Below are 17,116 nucleotides of genomic sequence, written 5' to 3'. Positions count from 1 at the left end.
CATGACGTACGAGTGCTTCGAGGTCGAGCGCGACGGCAAGGTCGCGCACGTGCGGCTGTCCCGGCCGGACGCCCTGAACACGATGACGCCCGCCTTCTGGCGCGAGCTGCCCGAGCTCGTCACGGCGCTGTCGGACGCCGGGGACGTGCGGGCCGTCGTCCTGTCCTCCACGGGCAAGCACTTCTGCGCGGGGATGGACCTGTCGGTCTTCATGGGCGGCGGCCTCGTGCCGTCCGGCGAGCCGGCCCGGAACAACGCGAACCGGCGGCTGCTCGTCAAGGCGCTGCAGCGCACCTCGGACGCGATCGAGGCGGCCCGGATGCCGGTCGTGGCCGCCGTCCAGGGCGGGTGCATCGGCGGCGCACTGTCGCTCGTCACCGCCTGCGACCTGCGCTACGCGAGCGCCGACGCGTTCTTCGTGCTCCAGGAGACGAACATCGGCATGACGGCCGACGTCGGCGCGCTCCAGCGGCTGCCCCGGATCGTCGGTGACGGCGTCGCCCGCGAGCTCGCGTTCACCGGCCGTCGGATGCCCGCCGCCCGCGCCCGCGAGGTCGGCCTGGTCACCGAGGTGTTCGACACCCACGAGGACCTCGTCGCCGGTGCCCTCGACGTCGCTCATGAGATGGCCCGGCACTCCCCGCTCGTGCTGTGGGGCGTCAAGGAGTCTCTCAACCACGCCCGCGACCACTCCGTCGCCGAGAGCCTCGACTTCGTGAGCCTGTGGCAGACCGGCATGCTCCAGACCGCCGACATGGCGACGGCGCTCATGGCGAAGCAGGCCCGCACCGAGCCGGAGTTCGAGGACCTCCCGCCCGCGCCGACGGGCCTGTAGCCCCTCCCCCACCATCGGCGTGCGGAGGATCGGACGGCGATCTGCCGCGAGAAGCTCCGCAGTCCACAGGATCGGCGGAAGGCTGTGGACGGTCGCGGCAGCGGACCCGCGGTTCGGGCAGGATCTGCGGGCATGGTGGGACGTGACCGGCGGTCTGCGGCTCGGGCGGCGCCCGGTTCCACGCCCGCGTGGCAGGAGCTCGCGTCCTGGCAGGCCGGTGCCGTCAGCCGCAGGCAGCTGCTCGCCTCCGGGCTGACCGCAGGCCAGGTGGGCGCACTCCTCGACGCCCGGCGGTGGACCGGCCTGCACCCCGGCGTCTACGCCACGTTCACCGGACCGGTCCCACCGATGACCCGGGTCTGGGCCGCGGTGCTCGCGGCCGGGGACGGCGCGGCGCTCGGCGGGACGACGGCGCTGTGGCTCTGGCAGGTGCTCCCGGTCTGCCCCGGCCGGCTCACGCTGTGCGTGCCGGAGCGTCGCCGCGTCGTCGCGCCCGCCGGTTCGTACCTCGTGCGCCGACGGCACCTCGCGGACCGGGTGCACCCGGCCGGGGCGCCCCCACGCCTGCGGCTGGAGGAAGCCGTGCTCGACGTCACCGACGAGGCGGCGGACCTGGGCACTGTCGTCGAGGTCGTCCTGCGGGCCACGGCGAGCCGGCGGACGACGCCGGCCAGGCTCCGTCTCGCGCTGCGCGGCAGGAAGCAGCACCGGCGGCGGCGCCTGCTCGAAGAGATCCTCGGTGAGGCCGCGGACGGCGTGCAGTCCGCGCTCGAGCGCCGCTACCGCCGCGACGTCGAGCGCCGGCACGCGCTCCCCCACGGCGAGCGCAACCGGGCCGAGCCCGTTCACGACGCGGCAGGCCGGTTGCTGCGGCACCGTTACCGTGACGTCCGCTACCGGCGATGGAGCCTGGTCGTCGAGCTCGACGGGCTCGAGGCCCATCCCCGATGGCTGCGCCACCGCGACCGGCGCCGCGACAACTCGGTGACCCTCGCCGACGACAAGTGGCTCCAGTACGGATGGCTGGAGACCGTGAGCACGCCGTGCATCGTCGCCGCGGAGGTCGTGACGGTGCTGAGGAGTCAGGGTTGGTGCGGCTCCCCGGTCCGCTGCGGGCCGGGGTGCGATGTCGCGTCAGACTGAGAGCCAGCGGGGAAGGAGAGCGGGATGGCAAGAGGCGCGGCCGGGCCGGATCCTCGCGGCAGCGGCGGACCGTTCGCGGCGCCCGTGTTTGCCTGGGAGATCCCGCTGCGGCCCGAACGCCTCGTGGCCGCCGCGCTGGCAGCCGCCCGGCCGGTCGCTCTGGCGGCGGGTCCCGTGCGGCTCAACGGGCTGGACGACGCGGAGGTGGCCGAGCGCTACCTGGCGCTGCGGGGCGCCGTGCTCGTGCACGCGGCGCACGACGGCGCCGACCGCGGCTCGTTCGAGCGGCTCGAGTCGGCGGAGCCGGGGGCGTCGCCGACCCGGCTCGAGACCTGGCTCATGGTCGCCGACGCCTGCGACGAGGAGGTGGTGCGGCGCGCGCACGACGTCTGGGAGGCCCTGGGGCCCAACGCGTACGCCGTGGCACTGCGGGCCCGACCGCGCACGCTGCGCGGATTCTGGGAGGCGCGCGACTGGGCGGTCGCCGGCACCCTGGTGCCCGTCCTGATGCTCATCGGCGCGATGGAGGTCGACGCGAGGACCGGCGTCCCCTGGTGGTACTGGCTCCCGCTGGTCTGCGCCTGGCCGGTGGTCGTGCTCTGGCTCTTCGACCGCCGTCGCCGTCGCCTGCTCCGCATCGGCGGCGCCGAGCTGCCGCACCTCTGACGACAGAGTCGCAGCCGTGCGGAGGTTCTCGCGGCAGGCTGCCGTGAGAACCTCCGCACGATCAGGCCAGCGCGGTCTTCAGGTCCGAGATCAGGTCGTCGGCGTCCTCCAGGCCCACCGAGAGGCGCACCAGGTCGGCGGGGACCTCGAGCGCGGAGCCGGCGACCGAGGCGTGGGTCATCCGGCCGGGGTGCTCGACGAGGCTCTCGACGCCGCCGAGGGACTCGCCGAGGGTGAAGACCTCGGTGCGCTTGCAGACGTTGAGCGCGTCCTCCTCACCGCCGACGACGCGGAAGCTGATCATGCCGCCGAAGCGGCGCATCTGCTTCTGCGCGACGTCGTGGCCGGGGTGCTCGGGCAGGCCCGGGTAGAGCACCTGGCGGACCCGCGGGTGACCCAGGAGGAACTCGACGACCCGCTCGGCGTTGTCGCAGTGCCGCTCCATGCGCACCGCGAGCGTCTTGAGGCCGCGCTGCACGAGCCAGGCGTCGAACGGGCCGGCGACGGCGCCCATCGCGTTCTGGTGGAAGCCGATCCGCTCCGCGACCCCCGGGCCGACCTGGCCGACGCCGTCGGTCCACGGCGCCACCGCGTCGTCGCGGACGACGAGCGCGCCGCCGACGACGTCGGAGTGGCCGCCGCAGTACTTCGTCGTCGAGTGGACGACGACGTCCGCGCCGAGCGCGAGCGGGTTCTGCAGGTACGGGGTCGCGAACGTGTTGTCGACGACGAGCAGCGCCCCGGCGTCGTGGGCGATGCCGGCGAGCGCGGCGATGTCGGCGATGCCGAGCAGCGGGTTCGTCGGAGTCTCGACCCACAGCACGCGGGTGCTCCCGGGCCGGACGGCGGCCCGGACGGCGTCGAGGTCGCTCAGGTGCGCGGGGGTGTGCTCGACGCCCCACGGGCCGGCGACCCGCGCGACGAGCCGGTACGTGCCGCCGTACGCGTCGTCCGGGACGACGAGGTGGTCGCCGGGGGCGAGCAGCGCCCGGAGCACGGTGTCCTCGGCGGCGAGGCCGCTGGCGAAGGCGAACGCCCGGGCGCCCGCCGCACCGCCGCCGGACGCGGACGGCGCCTCGAGCGCGGCGAGGCACTCCTCGAGCGCGGTGCGGGTCGGGTTGCCGCTGCGGCTGTACTCGTAGCCGGTGCCGAGCCCGGTGCGCAGGCCGCCGACGCCGTCCTGCTTGTACGTGCTCACCTGGTAGATCGGCGTGACGACGGCGCCGGTCGACGGGTCCGGCTCGGAGCCGGCGTGGATGGCGCGGGTCGCGAAGCCCTTACGGTCCCAGTTCACCCGCGCCACGCTACAGCGCCGGGCGCAGGGTTCCCGTCAGACCGGGTCGCGGGCGATCGGGCACGACATGCACCGCGGGCCGCCCCGGCCGCGGCCGAGCTCGCTGCCGACGATCGCGAGCACCTCGATGCCCTCGTCGCGCAGGAACGTGTTCGTCACCGTGTTCCGCTCGTAGCCGACGACGACGCCGGGCGAGATCGCGAGGAAGTTGTTGCCGTCGTCCCACTGCTCGCGCTGCGCGCCGTGGCTGTCGATGGGGGCGCGCAGCAGCCGGATCCGGTCCAGCCCGAGGGCGTCGGCGAGGACGGCGAACGGCTCGGCGGTCTCGGTGACCGTGAAGTCGCCGTCCCCGGCGGGGGTGAGCGCCCAGGCCCGCGGCCGGTCGGGCAGGTACGGGTAGATCGAGAACGCGTCCCGGTCGAGCATCGTCAGCGCGGTGTCGAGGTGCATGAACGCCCGCTCGCGCGGCAGCTCGACGGCGACGACGAGCCGGACCTGCCCGCTGCGGAACCACGCGTGGGCGACGTTCTCGACGCCCTGCGGGGTGGTCCGCTCCCCCATCCCGACGAGGACGACGCCGTTGCCGACGACGAGGACGTCACCGCCCTCGACCGTCGCCTGGCCGTGCGGCTCGTCGTCGTCCCCGTAGTAGACCCGGGCGTCGCCGAACATCGGGTGGTAGCGCAGGACGACGCGCGAGTTGAGCGTCTCGCGGCGCCGGGCCGGCATCGCCATCGGGTTGACCGACAGGCCCCCGTAGACCCAGGCGACGTTGTCCCGCTGGAAGAGGTGGTTCGGCAGCGGCGTGAGCAGGAAGTCGTCGTCGTGGAGCGTCTCCCAGAATAGGGACGCGATCTTCGGGTGCTCCAGATCGCGTTTGAGGACACCGCCGATGAGCCGCTCGGCGAGCCAGCCGGCGTCCGCGGAGTCGATGACGTCGCGCAGCGGGGTGTCGAGCGCCGGCCCGAACCGGATCGACGTGACGAGCCGCTCGCCGAGGAAGGCGCGGGCGCCCGGGACGTCGAGCGCGGTCGCGAGCAGGTCGGCGAAGTGGTGGACGACCACCCCGCGGTCGCGCAGGACCGCGGCGAACGCGTCGTGCTCCTCCCGGGCGCGCTCGGCCCACATGACGTCGTCGAAGAGCAGGCCCTTGACGTTGGACGGCGTGAGCCGGCTCAGCTCGAGCCCCGGACGGTGGAGGACGACCTCGCGCAGGAGGCCGACCTCGGAGTGCACGCCGAACGTCATGGCGATGATCCTGCCGTGCCCGTCAAGAGCCCCGCCCTCAGCAGATCCGCGGCAGCTGCTCCCCGAGCGGGAGGTCGACGACGCGGGTCGCGCCGAACGCCGTCCGGGCGACGACCATGCCGGGGTGCTCCTCCACGCACGTGCCGATGACGGCGGCCGCGGTGCCGTACGGGTGCGCCTGCATCGCCGCGAGGACGGCGTCCGCATGCTCCGGCGGGACGAACGCGACGAGCTTGCCCTCGTTCGCGACGTACCAGGGGTCCAGGCCGAGGAAGCCGCATGCGTTCGCGACCTCTGCGGGCACCGGCACGGAGCGCTCGACGACCTCGATGCCGACCCCGGACGCCGAGGCGATCTCGTTGAGCGTGGCCGCGAGCCCGCCGCGGGTGGGGTCGCGGAGCGTGTGGATGTCAGGGGTCGCGGCGAGCATCGCCGCGACGAGGCCGTTGAGCGGCGCGGAGTCGGAGCGGACCTGCGTGCCGAACTCGATCCCCTCGCGGACCGACAGGATCGCGACGCCGTGGACGCCGATGTCACCGCTGACGATGACGACGTCCCCCGGGCGGGCGTTCTGCGGGCGGATGTCGACGCCCTCGGGCACGAGCCCGAAACCGGCCGTGTTGACGAAGACGCCGTCGCCGTGGCCGGCGTCGACCACCTTGGTGTCCCCCGTGACGATGCTGACGCCGGCCTGCCGGGCCGCCGCCCCCATCGCCTGGGCGATCCGGCCGACCGTCTCGACCGGGGTGCCCTCCTCGAGGATGAACCCGCACGACATGTACGCCGCTTGCGCGCCGCTCATCGCGATGTCGTTCACGGTGCCGTTGACGGCGAGGTCGCCGATCGAGCCGCCGGGGAAGAACATCGGGCGGACGACGTAGGAGTCCGTCGAGAACGCCAGCCGGGCCCCGCCGAGGGACAGCACGGTGCTGTCGCCGAGGGCCTTGAGCTCCGGCGTCCCGAGGGCCGGCACGAAGAGGTGCTCGACGAGCTCGGCGGACAGCGCGCCGCCGCCGCCGTGCCCCATGACGACGACGGGCGAGTCCCGCAGCGGCATCGGGCAGGACCAGGACTCGAAGTCCAGACCCTCCCCCGGGGAGCCCGGGCCCTGGAGACCGTCGTCAGCCAACGGGTGCCGCCTCTCGTGCCGGTGCGGGCGTGCCGCCGAGCCGGCGGTACAGGTAGTACGCGGCGCAGGCGCCCTCGCTGCTCACCATCGTCGCGCCGAGCGGGTTGCGCGGCGTGCACTCCTTGCCGAACGCCTCGCACTGGTGCGGCTTGATGAGGCCCTGGAGCACCTCGCCGGCCCGGCACGCGCTCGACTCCTGCGTCGTGATGTCCCCGACGGAGAACCGGTGCTCGGCGTCGAACTCCCGGTACGCCTCGGAGAGCCGCCAGCCGGAGCCGGGGATGACGCCGATGCCGCGCCAGGCCCGGTCGGTGACCTCGAAGACGTCGGCGAGCATCGCCCGGGCCGCCGGGTTGCCCTCGGCCGGGACGGCGCGGGCGTAGGCGTTCTCCAGCTCGTGGCGGCCCTCCTCGAGCTGCTTGAGGGTGCGCCGGATGCCCTCGAGGATGTCGAGCGGCTCGAAGCCCGTGACGACGATCGGCACCTCGAACCGCTCGGCGAGCGCCGGGTACTCCTGCGTGCCCATGACCGAGCAGACGTGCCCCGCCGCGAGGAAGCCCTGCACCCGGCACGTCGGCGACGTCATGATCGCCTCGATCGCCGGGGGCACGCGCACGTGCGAGACGAGCATGCTGAAGTTCGTGATCCCGAGCCGCTTGGCCTGGTGCACGGTCATCGCGTTCGGCGGGGCGGTCGTCTCGAACCCGATGCCGAAGAAGACGACCTGCTTGTCGGGGTTCTCCTTGGCGATCTTCAGCGCGTCGAGCGGGGAGTAGACGACCCGGACGTCGCCGCCTGCGCTCTTGACCCGGAAGAGGTCCTTGCCGCTGCCGGGCACCCGGAGCATGTCGCCGAACGAGCAGAAGACGACACCGGGCCTGGACGCGATCTCGAGCGCCTTGTCGATCGTCTCGAGCGGCGTCACGCAGACCGGGCAGCCGGGCCCGTGGATGAGCTCGACCTGGCTCGGGAGCAGCTGGTCGATGCCGTGCCGGATGATCGAGTGCGTCTGGCCGCCGCAGACCTCCATGAGCGCCCACGGCCGGGTCACCGTCGCGTGGATGTCGTCGAGCAGGCGCTTGGCGAGGTCCGGGTCGTTGAACTCGTCGATGTACTTCATGGTCTAGGCCACCGACTCGGTCCCGGCCGGCCGCTCGGCGCCGGCCTCGGCCGCGGCGCGGCCCCACTGGTCGCCGAACTCCTCGTCCATGATCCCCAGGCTCTCGAAGAGCGCGAGCGTCTCCAGCGCGGAGGCCTCGTCGAGCTTGGAGATCGCGAACCCGACGTGGACGATCGTGTAGTCGCCGACGGCGATGTCGGGCAGGTAGGCGAGGCAGACGTCCTTGACGACGCCGCCGAAGTCGACCTTCGCCATCCGGGTGTCGTCCCGGTCCTCGACCTCGATGACCTTTCCGGGTACCGCAAGGCACATCGTGATCACTCCTCGTTCGTCGTGGTGGACAGCATTGTCGTGCTCCGCGGGGTGTTCGTGAACTGCGGGGTCGTGCGGCGCAGCCCGGCGACGACGACCTGGCCGAGGGCCAGCCCGCCGTCGTTCGGCGGCACCCGCCGGTGCCGCAGCACCGTGAGCCCGGTGGTGGCGAGCCCGGCCGTCACGAACGACAGCAGGGTCGCGTTGCAGAAGACGCCGCCGGACAGCGCCACGGTGCGAAGGCCTGCCGTGGCGCACGCCGCCGCGGCCGCCGCGACGACGCCCGCGGCGAGCCCGCGGTGGAACCGCAGCGCGACGACGTCCGCCGGGACGCCGGCGCGCACGTCGGCCGCGACGGCCCGCACGAGGGCGCCGCAGTCGAGGACGTGCGCGGCACCGCCGTCCGGGCCCTGCAGGAGCGGCAGCGGGTAGGCGACTGCGTCCGGCGACGCGTCGGCGGCGAGCGCCCGGACCGCGGCGGCCTCGAGCGCCATCGCGGCCTGGGCCTCGAACGTCACGACGTGGCAGAGCCCGGTGAGCGAGGCGACGGCGTCGAAGAGCCGGCCCGCGCTCGACGTCGGCACGCAGGCGAGCCCGGTGCGGACCTGGTGCGCGAGGACGGCGCGCTCGTCGTCCGGGCAGGCGTCGACGCACGGCAGCCCGGCCTCCCACGGGACGTCCGCGGCGTGCAGGTGGGCCAGGGCCATCCGGTAGGGCCGGTGGACGGCGCTGTCCCCGCCCGGCAGCGGCACGGCCGACAGGTGCGCGACCCGCTCGTAGCCGAGGTAGCCGCCGACGAGGACCTCGCCGCCCCACACGGTGCCGTCGTCGCCGTAGCCGGTGCCGTCGAAGGCGACGCCCACGACCCGGGCGTCCGCCGCCAGGCCGTGCTCGGCCATGACCGCGGCGACGTGGGCGTGGTGGTGCTGGACGTGGGTCAGCGGCAGCGCCCGGGCCCGGGCCGTCCGCTCGGCCCAGCGGGTGCTGCGGTACGCCGGGTGCCGGTCGGCCGCGAGCGCCCGCGGGGTGACGCCGGTCAGCGCGCCGAGGTGCTCGACGGCGGCCTCGAAGGCCTGCTGGGTCGCGAGGTCGTCCATGTCGCCGACGTGCGCGGAGAGCCAGGCGAGACCGCCCTCGGCGACGCAGAAGGTGTTCTTCAGGTCGCCGCCGACCGCGAGCGTCGGCCCGACGTCCACGGGCAGGGCGACCGGCAGCGGTGCGTAGCCGCGCGAGCGGCGCAGCGGCAGCTCCTCGCCGTCGACGACGCGGCTCACCGAGTCGTCGCAGGGCACGTGGATCGGGCGGTCGTGCCGCAGCCACGCGTCGGCGATCCCCGCGAGCCGGGTCAGGGCCGCGGCGTCGTCGGTGACGATCGGCTCGCTGCTGAGGTTGCCGCTCGTGAGCACGAGCACCTGCGGGCCGGGCTCGTCGCCGGGCAGCCCGAGGAGCAGGTGGTGCAGCGCCGTCGGCGGCAGCATGACGCCGAGGTCGGGGTTGCCGGGCGCGACCGCCTCGGCGACGGCCCCGGCGCCGCTCGCGGCGACGTCCGCGCGCCGGCGCAGCAGCACGACCGGACGGCGCGGGGCGACGAGCAGGGCGGCCTCGGCGTCGTCGACGTGGCAGACCGCGCGGGCCGCCGCGACGTCCCGGACGAGGACGGCGAACGGCTTGTCGCCGCGCTGCTTGCGGGCGCGCAGGCGCTGCACCGCGGCCGGATCGCCCGCGTCGCAGGCGAGGTGGTAGCCGCCGAGGCCCTTGACGGCGACGACCCGGCCCGCGGCGAGCAGGGCCCGGGCGCGGGCGAGCGCCGCCTCGCCCGACAGCACGGCGGGCGCGTCGGCGCCCTCGGGGGCGGTCTCGACGAGGTCGAGGGTGGGGCCGCAGTCGTGGCACGCGACGGGCTGGGCGTGGAACCGCCGGTCCGCCGGGTCGGCGTACTCGGCGGCGCACCGGTCGCAGAGCGGGAAGCGGGCCATCGTCGTGCTCGGCCGGTCGTAGGGCAGCCCGGTGACGATCGTGAAGCGGGGTCCGCAGGCCGTGCACGTGACGAACGGGTGGCGGTAGCGCCGGTCCCCGGGGTCGCGGAGCTCGCGCAGGCAGTCCTCGCACGTCGCGACGTCGGCGGGCACGAGCGTGCGCCCCGGGCCGGCCGCCGAGCTCTCGATCGTGAACCCGTTGCGGGCCTGCGGGTCGGCGGGCTCCCAGGTGACCGCGTCGACGGCGGACAGCGCCGGTGCGTCGCTGCGGACCCGGCGGCAGAACTCCTCGACGTCGGCCGGGGCGCCCTGGACGTCGGCGAGCACGCCGGCGGCGTCGTTGAGCACCGACCCGGTGAGGCTGAGCCCGGCCGCGAGACCGTAGACGAACGGCCGGAAGCCCACCCCTTGAACCACACCGGTGACCCGGACGAGCCGCCGCACCGCAGCGGTCGCCGTCCGGGACCCGGGACCGGTACGGGTCGTCGCAGGCGTCATGGCCGCTGCCACACCGTGACCCGGTTGTTGCCGGAGTCCGCGACGGCGAGCAGCGCACGCGCCGCCCGCCCGCCCGCGGCGGGCTCCTCGCACGTCGCCAGACCGTAGGGCCAGCAGAGGCTGTCCGGGGTGAGCGAGAGCCAGCGGTTCTCCCCCGCGCCGGCGAACGAGTCCTGCCCGAGGACGGCCTGCGCCGGGGAGCCGGCCACAGCGACGCCGTCGGTCGCCGGCCCCGGGGCCGGCGANCCGGCCCCCGGGGCCGGCGACCACTCGAGGATCCGGTTGTTCGCGGTGTCGCCGACGACGAGCCCCCGCCCGGTCGCCGCGAGCCCGTACGGGAACCGAAGGCAGTCCGGGCCCTGCGGCACGTGCGGCAGCTCGCGCGCGGTCGTGAAGCCGGGCTGGCCGAGGACGAGGTCGGCGGGCCGGTCGCCGTCGACGGGCAGGTGCCAGCCGAGGACGCGGTGGTTGCCGGCGTCCGCGACCCACAGCACCCCGCCCGTGACGACGAGCTGGTGCGGCCAGCGGAAGGTGTCCGGGCCGACCGGGCCGTCCCGGTTCTCGCCGCGCTCGTGCACCGAGGGCTGGCCGAGCACGAGGTCGGCGGGCCGGTCGGACGGCGTCCCGTCGAGGCCGGGCAGGCCGTGCCAGGCGAGCACCCGGCGGTTGCCGGTGTCGGCGACCCAGAGCCACCCGTCCTGCCACAGGACGCCGAAGGGCCAGTAGAAGGACGCACCGTCGGGCTCACCGCCGCGGTTCGCCTCCACCTCGCCGAACCCGTCCTGCCCCAGCACCCAGACCGGCTGCGGGTCGTCCGCGGCGAGCGTCGCGTCGAACCCGAGGACGCGGTGGTTCCAGCCGTCGGCGACGAGGAGCAGGTCACCGGCGCGGGCGAGCCCGGTCGGCAGGTGCAGGCCGCGCTCGGGGCCGCGGCCGCCGGCCTGGGCGCCCTCGGACGTCGCGTCCGGCTGGCCGACGACGACGGCGCTGTCGGCGCCGTCCGCGGCGGGCAGCCGCGGCCAGACGAGGAGCCGGTGGTTGCCGGTGTCCGCGGCGACGAGCCGGGTCGCGCCGTCCGGGCCGGTGTCGAGCAGGACGCCGCGCGGCGCGTAGAGCTGGCTGCGCGTCGGCTGGGCCGACGGCAGCGCGATGCTCATGAGCGACTCGGCGCCGAGGACCCGCCACGGCTCCCACCCGCCGCGCAGCGCCGGCAGGTCGACCGGGCCCTGCGGGTGCGCGTAGGCGCCCTGGGCCGCGACCGAGCTGCCGGTCGTGACCGACATGCCGATGGGCACGGTGAGGTCCATCCCGGTCAGCGACCGAGCCGCAGCCACACGGTGCCGCCGTGGACGCTCGCCGGGTAGACCTCGAGCCGGCGGTCGACGGCCGAGATGCACTCGCCCGTCATCGCCTGGTACTTCATGCCGTGCCACGGGCACGTGAGGATGCCGCCCTCGGGGTCGACGAGGCCGCGCTCGAGGCTGTACCCGAGGTGGACGCACGCGTCCTTGTACGCGCTGACCCGGTCGCCGATCCGGACGACGGCGATCCCCGGCTCGTCCTGCGGGGTGCCCGGCACCCGCCAGAGGGTGACCTTGCCGTCGGTGACGTCGGCGAGCTCCGGGCCGCGGGTCCAGCCGGTCGCGACGGACGGCGCGTCCGGGTCGGACGACGTCCCCGTCATGTCGGCGGAGCGGGTGTCGCGCAACGACTCCAGGCCGGGCCGCAGCCCGACCGACGTCAGCGGCACCATCGTCGGCTCGGGCTCGTTCGGCACGACCTCGACCTGGTGCAGCCCGTGGACGGCCGCGACGAGGGCGCGCTCGACGACCTCACGCAGCGTCGTCGAGGACGCCGAGCAGCCGTTGCACGTGCCGGACAGCCGGACCCGGGCGACGGGCAGCTCGACGCCGACGAGCTCGACGCCGCCGCCGTGCGACTCCAGGTACGGGCGGACGTCCTCCAGGGCGCGGTTCGCGAGCGTCACCGGGTCGGCGCGGACGATGCCGTGCATGACGAGCAGGGCGTAGACGACCGGGTCGTCGACGAGCTCGAAGAGCAGCTCCTTGCCGCGCGGGTCGTCCTTGAGCTTCTTGACGACCCGGACGATCGCGTCGCGGTGGAACTCCTCGACGGCGGCCTTGAGGTCGAGCGCGACCTGCTGCGAGCGCTCGTCGAGCAGCGACGCGCGCTCGAGCATGGTGTCCACGCGGCGCGCAGCGGCGTCCAGGTCCGGACGTTCCTCGGTGGTGGTCATGGTGTCTCTCTCCCAACCGTCACAGGTGCCCGGACAGGGCGAGCTCGATGCCCTGGTCGACCTTCGCCGCGAGGACGTCCGAGAACGCGTGGACCGCGAGCTCGGACAGTGCCGCCGTGACCGTCAGGCCGTCGATCTGCTTGCCGTGGAACCCCTTCAGTGTGCGCTTCTCGCACGCCTGGAGGACGAAGCAGGAGCCGGCCGCGTTGTCGAGGAGGAAGTCCCGCAGGACGGCGCGGACGAACTCGTCGAGCCAGACGCCGTCCCCCTGGGGGTCGGAGCGCAGCGCCCCGAGCCCCTCCTCGAGGCCGCCGGTGCGCTGCACGAGGCGCTCGACGAAGCGCTCCGCCGCGGTGTTGAGGAGGAAGTCGAACTGGGCGCGCTCGTGGAGGTCCATGTCAGGCGCCCGCCACGGTCGAGGCCGCCGACGCCTGGGTGCCGACACCCTGCAGCGCCGCGTCGATGTCCCGCAGCGCCGCGTCGACGGTGACGAGGGCGCCGGAGTCGCCGCCGGCCGCGAAGAGCGCGCGGGCCTCGTCGAGCCGCTCCCGGGCCCGGTCGTGGATGCCCAGGTGCGACAGCGCCGTGCCCTGGTTGGCGAGCACGCGCGCGTAGCCGAGCGGGTCCTCGTCCGCGCTGCGCACGGCGAGCACCTCGTCGTACAGCCCGACCGCCTCCACGAGGTTCTCCACCGGGTGCGTCGTCGGCAGGTACTGCATGGCGTTGGCGAGGTTGAGCGTCACCGACGCCCACTCGGCCGGGTGCTCCTCGCGGGTGTAGTACTTCAGCGCCTCGCGCAGCGACTGGACGGCGACCCCGCGGCGGAGCTTGTCGCGGTCGCCGGTCATCGGCATCGCGAGGTAGCACAGGGCGAGGTTGGAGTGGGCGAACGCGTACCGCTCGGGGCGCTCCTGCGGGCGGCCCTCGGGCGCCTTGAGGATGCGCAGCGCGAGGTGGTAGCAGCGCACGGCCTCGACGAGCAGGCCCGAGCCCTCCTCCCGGGACGCCGCGAGCTCGTGGTACGCCGTGCCCAGACCGAGGGCCAGCTCGCCGAGGGCGTGCTCGACCGCGGTCATCCCGCGCAGCGCGTCGACGGCCTCGACGTAGGCGTTGACGACGTCCGGGTCGGCGCCCTGCGCCTCCTGGAGCAGGCCCGCCTGCTGACCGAGGAGCAGCGCGCCGAGGACGGTGCTCACCGGCGTCGCCGCCTCCTCGGCGGCGACGAGCGCGTCGAGCGCGGACTGGACGTCGCGCTGCTCGAGGAAGGCCGCCGCCGTCGCCGCGAGGACGTGCGCGCGGACCTCGCCGTCGAGGGCGTCGGCGTCCGGGAGCCGGTCGGTGTGGCCGAGCGCGTACGCCGCGACCTCGACGAGGGCCGCGAGGTCACCGTCCGCGCCGGCCCGGGCCAGCTCGAGCGACGACGGCTCCCCCGTGAGGACGAAGTGGTTGTAGGCGTGCTCCGGGCCGGCCGCCGGGTCGACGAGCGCCGCCGCGGCGTCCGTGTCGCCGCCGGCCGCCGTCGCGTGCGCGGCGAGGGCGTCCGGCCACGGGTCCGGCAGCAGGCCGGACAGCAGCCGGTCGCGGGCCGCGACGACCCCCTCCGCCGCGAGAGCGTCGGCGGGGACCACGAGCCAGCCCGCGGGCAGGGCCAGGACGCCGAGCGGCTGGGGCCGGGCGATGGTCGTCACGGGTGGTTCCTCCCGGTGGTGGTTCGTGGAGCGGTTCGCGGAGCGGTTCGCGCGGTGGTTCGCGCGGTCCTGGTGGTCGGGTCACAGCCCGGTCGGGGGCGGCGCCTGCCGGCCCGCGGCCCGGGGGATGATCTCCGCGGCGACCCGGGCCTGCTTCTCGGTGAGGTAGGGGCCGATCCGGCTGCGGACGACGTCGTCGCGGAAGCCGACGGTGAGCTCGACCCACCAGCCCTCGCGGTCGTGCGTGACGTCGCAGCCGAGCACGGAGCTGTCGTCGTCCGGCAGGTGGGCGTCGTCCGGCACGGCCTCACCGCCCGACCTCGTCGAGCACGAGCTCGATCGTGCGCTCCATGCCGGCCCGGGCGGGCCCGGTGAGCTCGGCGCCGGGCTCGACGCTCTGCGCCTCGACGAGGTAGACGACGACCTGCTCGGGGTAGGCGTCCTTGAGCAGCCAGCGGCCGACGGCGAGCGCGTGGTCCCAGCGGAACGCGTGCTGGTTGAGGCCGGTCACCGGCGGCAGGTCCTCGACCTCCTCGCCCGGCACGCGGAAGACCGTGCCGGGCTCGGCCCCGGTGCTCGCGGCGTCGACGATGACGACCTTGCGCCGGCCGCGCATCTTGAAGGCGACGTCCATCCCCGCGGTCCCGCCGTCGACGAGCTCGACGTCGTCCGGCACGCCGCGCTCCCACAGGTGCCGCACGAGCGTCGGCCCGACCGCGTCGTCACCGCGCAGCAGGTTGCCGCAGCCGACGACGAGCACCGGAACGACCGGCGGGGACTCCGGCTCGACGCTGACGGCGGGCTGCCACGCGGGCGCGCCCGCACGGACCGTCGTCCTGCCGTCCGTGCCACCGACCTCCGCACTCACCTGCGGACACCTCCAGAGCTCCCCCGTGAACGAGCCCGGACCGCTTGCGCCGCAAGCGGTCCGGGCCGGACTACCGTTCTCGACCGTACCGGTCGCTCACATGCCGCCGACGGTGAACTTCGACAGCTGCTTGCCGGTCTTGCCGTCGTACGCGTGGACCGTGCACACGAGGCAGGAGTCGAACGAGCGGGCGACGTGACCGAGCTCGACCGGGTCGACCGTGTTCTCCACCGGCGTGCCGATGAAGGCCTTCTCGATCGGGCCGACGACGGCGTTCGCGTCGCGCGGGCCGACGTTCCACGCGGTCGGCGTGACGACCTGGTAGTTCTCGATCTTGCCGTTCTCGATCCGGATCCAGTCCGAGAGCGCGCCGCGGGCGGCCTCGGTCGAGCCGAAGCCCGTGCCCGACTCGTGCTCGACGGGCTTGGCGTAGAACTTGTCGTGCAGGTCGAGCTCGTCGAGCCACGTGCGCGCCATCGTGTAGTACTTGGCGAGCTCGTGGGTGCGGGCGAGCACCCGGGTGAGGACCGACGGGCCGACGCTGTTGATGACGTTGAGGAACAGCGGGTCGTAGTCCTGGTGCGGGGCGGCGTCCGGCTGCCCGGCGATGACCTGCCGGGCGAGCGGGCCGACCTCGAGCGGCACGTGGCCGTGACCGGGGACGTCGTACCGCGGGGACTTCGCCCACGAGTACTTGTCCTGCGCCTTGCCCTGCGCCGGGTCGATCGGGTCGGTCACGCCGTCGAACGGGTGGTGGCCGCCGGTGCCCTTGTAGAACGAGTGGGTGTGGTCCTCGCGGACGCGGGCCTGGTCGAACTCGTGGAACGACCCGCCGGCGTAGATGCCCGAGCGCGACTTGAGCGCCGCGTTGCGGCCCTCGATCGTCGGGTTCTGGTAGAGCTCGGGGTCGAGGAAGGTGCCCGTCGACAGGAAGTTGCCGTGGCCCTGGCCGTACTTGTCGAGGCCGACCTCGAGCGCGTAGCGGATGAAGAAGCCGCAGTCGCTGTTGTAGTGGCCCTCGTTCTCGTCGACCCAGGCGAGGACGTCCTCCCAGGTCTTGTTCTCCTTCCAGCGCTCGAGGCTGCCGCCGAGCCACTCCTTCTCGAGCCACTCGTTCTTCCAGTACTCGAGGATCGAGATGGAGCGCGTGACGTCGGAGAGGGTCGGCGCGCACATGACGCCGCCGGGGATCATGAACGAGGAGTGCGGCCACTGCCCGCCGAAGATCGCGTAGACCTCGACCGGCTTGTTCGACAGCGTCACGCCCTTCTCGTACGCGGTGCCGACGAACGGCGCGAACCGCCGGACGGCCTCGGCGTACGAGGGGGTCTTCGCGTACCGCTTGTTCGTGAGGTCGATCGCGAAGATCGCGTAGAAGTAGCGCGGGATCGACTGGAGCGTCTCGCAGATCTGCGCGATGTTCCGGATCCGGGTGCCGTTCGGCGGGACGTGCGTCTTCCACGCGGTGTCGAGCGCGTACACGGCCTTGTAGAGGTGGCTGCCGCCGCAGATGCCGCAGATCCGGGGCGTGACGATGAGACCCGCCTGCGGGTCCTTGCCCTTGAGGATCATCTCGAAGCCGCGGAACATGCCCGCGGTCGTCCAGGCGTCGGTGACGACGCCGTCGGTGAGGGTGACCCGGACGTCGAGGTCGCCCTCGACCCGCCCGAGCGGGCTGACGTTGAGGTCCATGGTGCTGGTCACGAAGGTCTCCTAGCCGGGAGGGATACCAAGGGTCCGAAGGGGTGGACGGGCCGGACGCCGCACCGGGGGGGCGCGGCGTCCGGCGGGCCGTCAGACGACGAACATGTCCTCCTTGGACCACTGCGGGGCAGCGATCCGGGCGGCGGCCGCGTGGGCCATGTACGTCAGGTGGTCGGTCCCCGTCGGGACCTCCTTGGGCACGCTGCCGGAGACCTTCGCGGTCTTGAACACCGTGCCGGGCATGAGGTCGCCGTGCGGGTAGCCCGGCTCCGTGCACCCGGTGCAGGGGTGGCCCGCCCGCGTCTTGGAGGACTGGCGGTTCCACAGGATCCGGTTGCACGGCGAGTGCGTCATCGGGCCGCGGCAGCCGAACTCGGA

Annotated in this window: 16 protein-coding genes and 1 pseudogene; 3 read left to right on the top strand and 14 right to left on the bottom strand. The window is 74.2% G+C overall.

Annotation, left to right across the window (positions count from 1 at the left end):
• The first annotated feature begins 1 nt into the window (after position 1).
• The 3 genes from ECOMGDLI_RS11145 (at position 2) to ECOMGDLI_RS11135 (ending at position 2,644) form a co-directional block, all read left to right on the top strand.
• Entirely contained in the window at positions 2 to 835 is an 834-nt protein-coding gene (locus ECOMGDLI_RS11145) for a crotonase/enoyl-CoA hydratase family protein (protein ID WP_088316905.1), read from the top strand.
• A 132-nt stretch (positions 836 to 967) separates the two neighbouring features.
• Positions 968 to 1,978 (top strand): hypothetical protein, encoded by a 1,011-nt coding sequence (locus ECOMGDLI_RS11140; RefSeq protein WP_088316904.1) that lies wholly within the window; start codon positions 968 to 970, stop codon positions 1,976 to 1,978.
• Positions 1,979 to 2,002: 24 nt separating this feature from the next.
• Positions 2,003 to 2,644 (top strand): hypothetical protein, encoded by a 642-nt coding sequence (locus tag ECOMGDLI_RS11135; protein WP_143447651.1) that lies wholly within the window; start codon positions 2,003 to 2,005, stop codon positions 2,642 to 2,644.
• A gap of 61 nt (positions 2,645 to 2,705) precedes the next feature.
• On the opposite strand, the gene ECOMGDLI_RS11130 is transcribed toward ECOMGDLI_RS11135, so the two are convergent.
• The 14 genes and pseudogenes from ECOMGDLI_RS11130 to ECOMGDLI_RS11065 all read right to left on the bottom strand — a co-directional run.
• Positions 2,706 to 3,938 carry a cystathionine gamma-synthase gene (locus ECOMGDLI_RS11130; protein ID WP_088316902.1) on the bottom strand — a complete coding sequence of 411 codons (1,233 nt, stop codon included), beginning with the start codon at positions 3,936 to 3,938 and terminating at the stop codon, positions 2,706 to 2,708.
• 36 nt (positions 3,939 to 3,974) lie between these two features.
• Complete coding sequence (locus ECOMGDLI_RS11125) at positions 3,975 to 5,186, bottom strand: arginine deiminase (RefSeq protein WP_088316901.1); 1,212 nt, start codon at positions 5,184 to 5,186, stop codon at positions 3,975 to 3,977.
• Positions 5,187 to 5,223: 37 nt separating this feature from the next.
• Positions 5,224 to 6,243, bottom strand: a complete 1,020-nt coding sequence (gene hypE / locus ECOMGDLI_RS11120; RefSeq protein WP_088316900.1) for a hydrogenase expression/formation protein HypE — start codon at positions 6,241 to 6,243, stop codon at positions 5,224 to 5,226.
• A gap of 64 nt (positions 6,244 to 6,307) precedes the next feature.
• Positions 6,308 to 7,435: a hydrogenase formation protein HypD gene (gene hypD, locus ECOMGDLI_RS11115; RefSeq protein ID WP_088316899.1), complete on the bottom strand. Its 1,128-nt coding sequence runs from the start codon at positions 7,433 to 7,435 to the stop codon at positions 6,308 to 6,310.
• Positions 7,436 to 7,438: 3 nt separating this feature from the next.
• Positions 7,439 to 7,747 carry a HypC/HybG/HupF family hydrogenase formation chaperone gene (locus ECOMGDLI_RS11110; protein WP_088316924.1) on the bottom strand — a complete coding sequence of 103 codons (309 nt, stop codon included), beginning with the start codon at positions 7,745 to 7,747 and terminating at the stop codon, positions 7,439 to 7,441.
• 5 nt (positions 7,748 to 7,752) lie between these two features.
• The gene (gene hypF / locus ECOMGDLI_RS11105) at positions 7,753 to 10,221 is read right to left on the bottom strand and encodes a carbamoyltransferase HypF (RefSeq protein ID WP_088316923.1); all 2,469 of its coding nucleotides are present in this window, start codon (positions 10,219 to 10,221) and stop codon (positions 7,753 to 7,755) included.
• A 246-nt stretch (positions 10,222 to 10,467) separates the two neighbouring features.
• The coding region (locus ECOMGDLI_RS36785; protein WP_369812738.1) for a hypothetical protein at positions 10,468 to 11,378 on the bottom strand (911 nt) is incomplete at its 3' end.
• 155 nt (positions 11,379 to 11,533) lie between these two features.
• Positions 11,534 to 12,478 carry a NifU family protein gene (locus ECOMGDLI_RS11095; protein ID WP_143447649.1) on the bottom strand — a complete coding sequence of 315 codons (945 nt, stop codon included), beginning with the start codon at positions 12,476 to 12,478 and terminating at the stop codon, positions 11,534 to 11,536.
• Positions 12,479 to 12,497: 19 nt separating this feature from the next.
• Positions 12,498 to 12,875: a hypothetical protein gene (locus tag ECOMGDLI_RS11090; RefSeq protein ID WP_088289755.1), complete on the bottom strand. Its 378-nt coding sequence runs from the start codon at positions 12,873 to 12,875 to the stop codon at positions 12,498 to 12,500.
• Position 12,876: 1 nt separating this feature from the next.
• The gene (locus tag ECOMGDLI_RS11085; RefSeq protein ID WP_088316897.1) at positions 12,877 to 14,166 is read right to left on the bottom strand and encodes a hypothetical protein; all 1,290 of its coding nucleotides are present in this window, start codon (positions 14,164 to 14,166) and stop codon (positions 12,877 to 12,879) included.
• An 81-nt stretch (positions 14,167 to 14,247) separates the two neighbouring features.
• Entirely contained in the window at positions 14,248 to 14,469 is a 222-nt protein-coding gene (locus tag ECOMGDLI_RS11080) for a hypothetical protein (protein WP_088316896.1), read from the bottom strand.
• Between the two features lie 4 nt (positions 14,470 to 14,473).
• A complete protein-coding gene (locus ECOMGDLI_RS11075) occupies positions 14,474 to 15,034 on the bottom strand; it encodes a hydrogenase maturation protease (RefSeq protein WP_198954764.1) in 561 nt (186 codons plus the stop codon).
• 96 nt (positions 15,035 to 15,130) lie between these two features.
• Positions 15,131 to 16,726 carry a nickel-dependent hydrogenase large subunit gene (locus tag ECOMGDLI_RS11070; protein ID WP_088316895.1) on the bottom strand — a complete coding sequence of 532 codons (1,596 nt, stop codon included), beginning with the start codon at positions 16,724 to 16,726 and terminating at the stop codon, positions 15,131 to 15,133.
• A gap of 102 nt (positions 16,727 to 16,828) precedes the next feature.
• Positions 16,829 to 17,116, bottom strand: a pseudogene (locus ECOMGDLI_RS11065) (hydrogenase); the annotation flags it as partial.

This window comes from Kineosporia sp. R_H_3, from assembly GCF_002198675.1.
Taxonomy (GTDB): Bacteria; Actinomycetota; Actinomycetes; order Actinomycetales; family Kineosporiaceae; genus R-H-3.
Note: the sequence above shows the minus strand (reverse complement) of the source record. Positions and strands in the feature narration are given on the sequence as shown.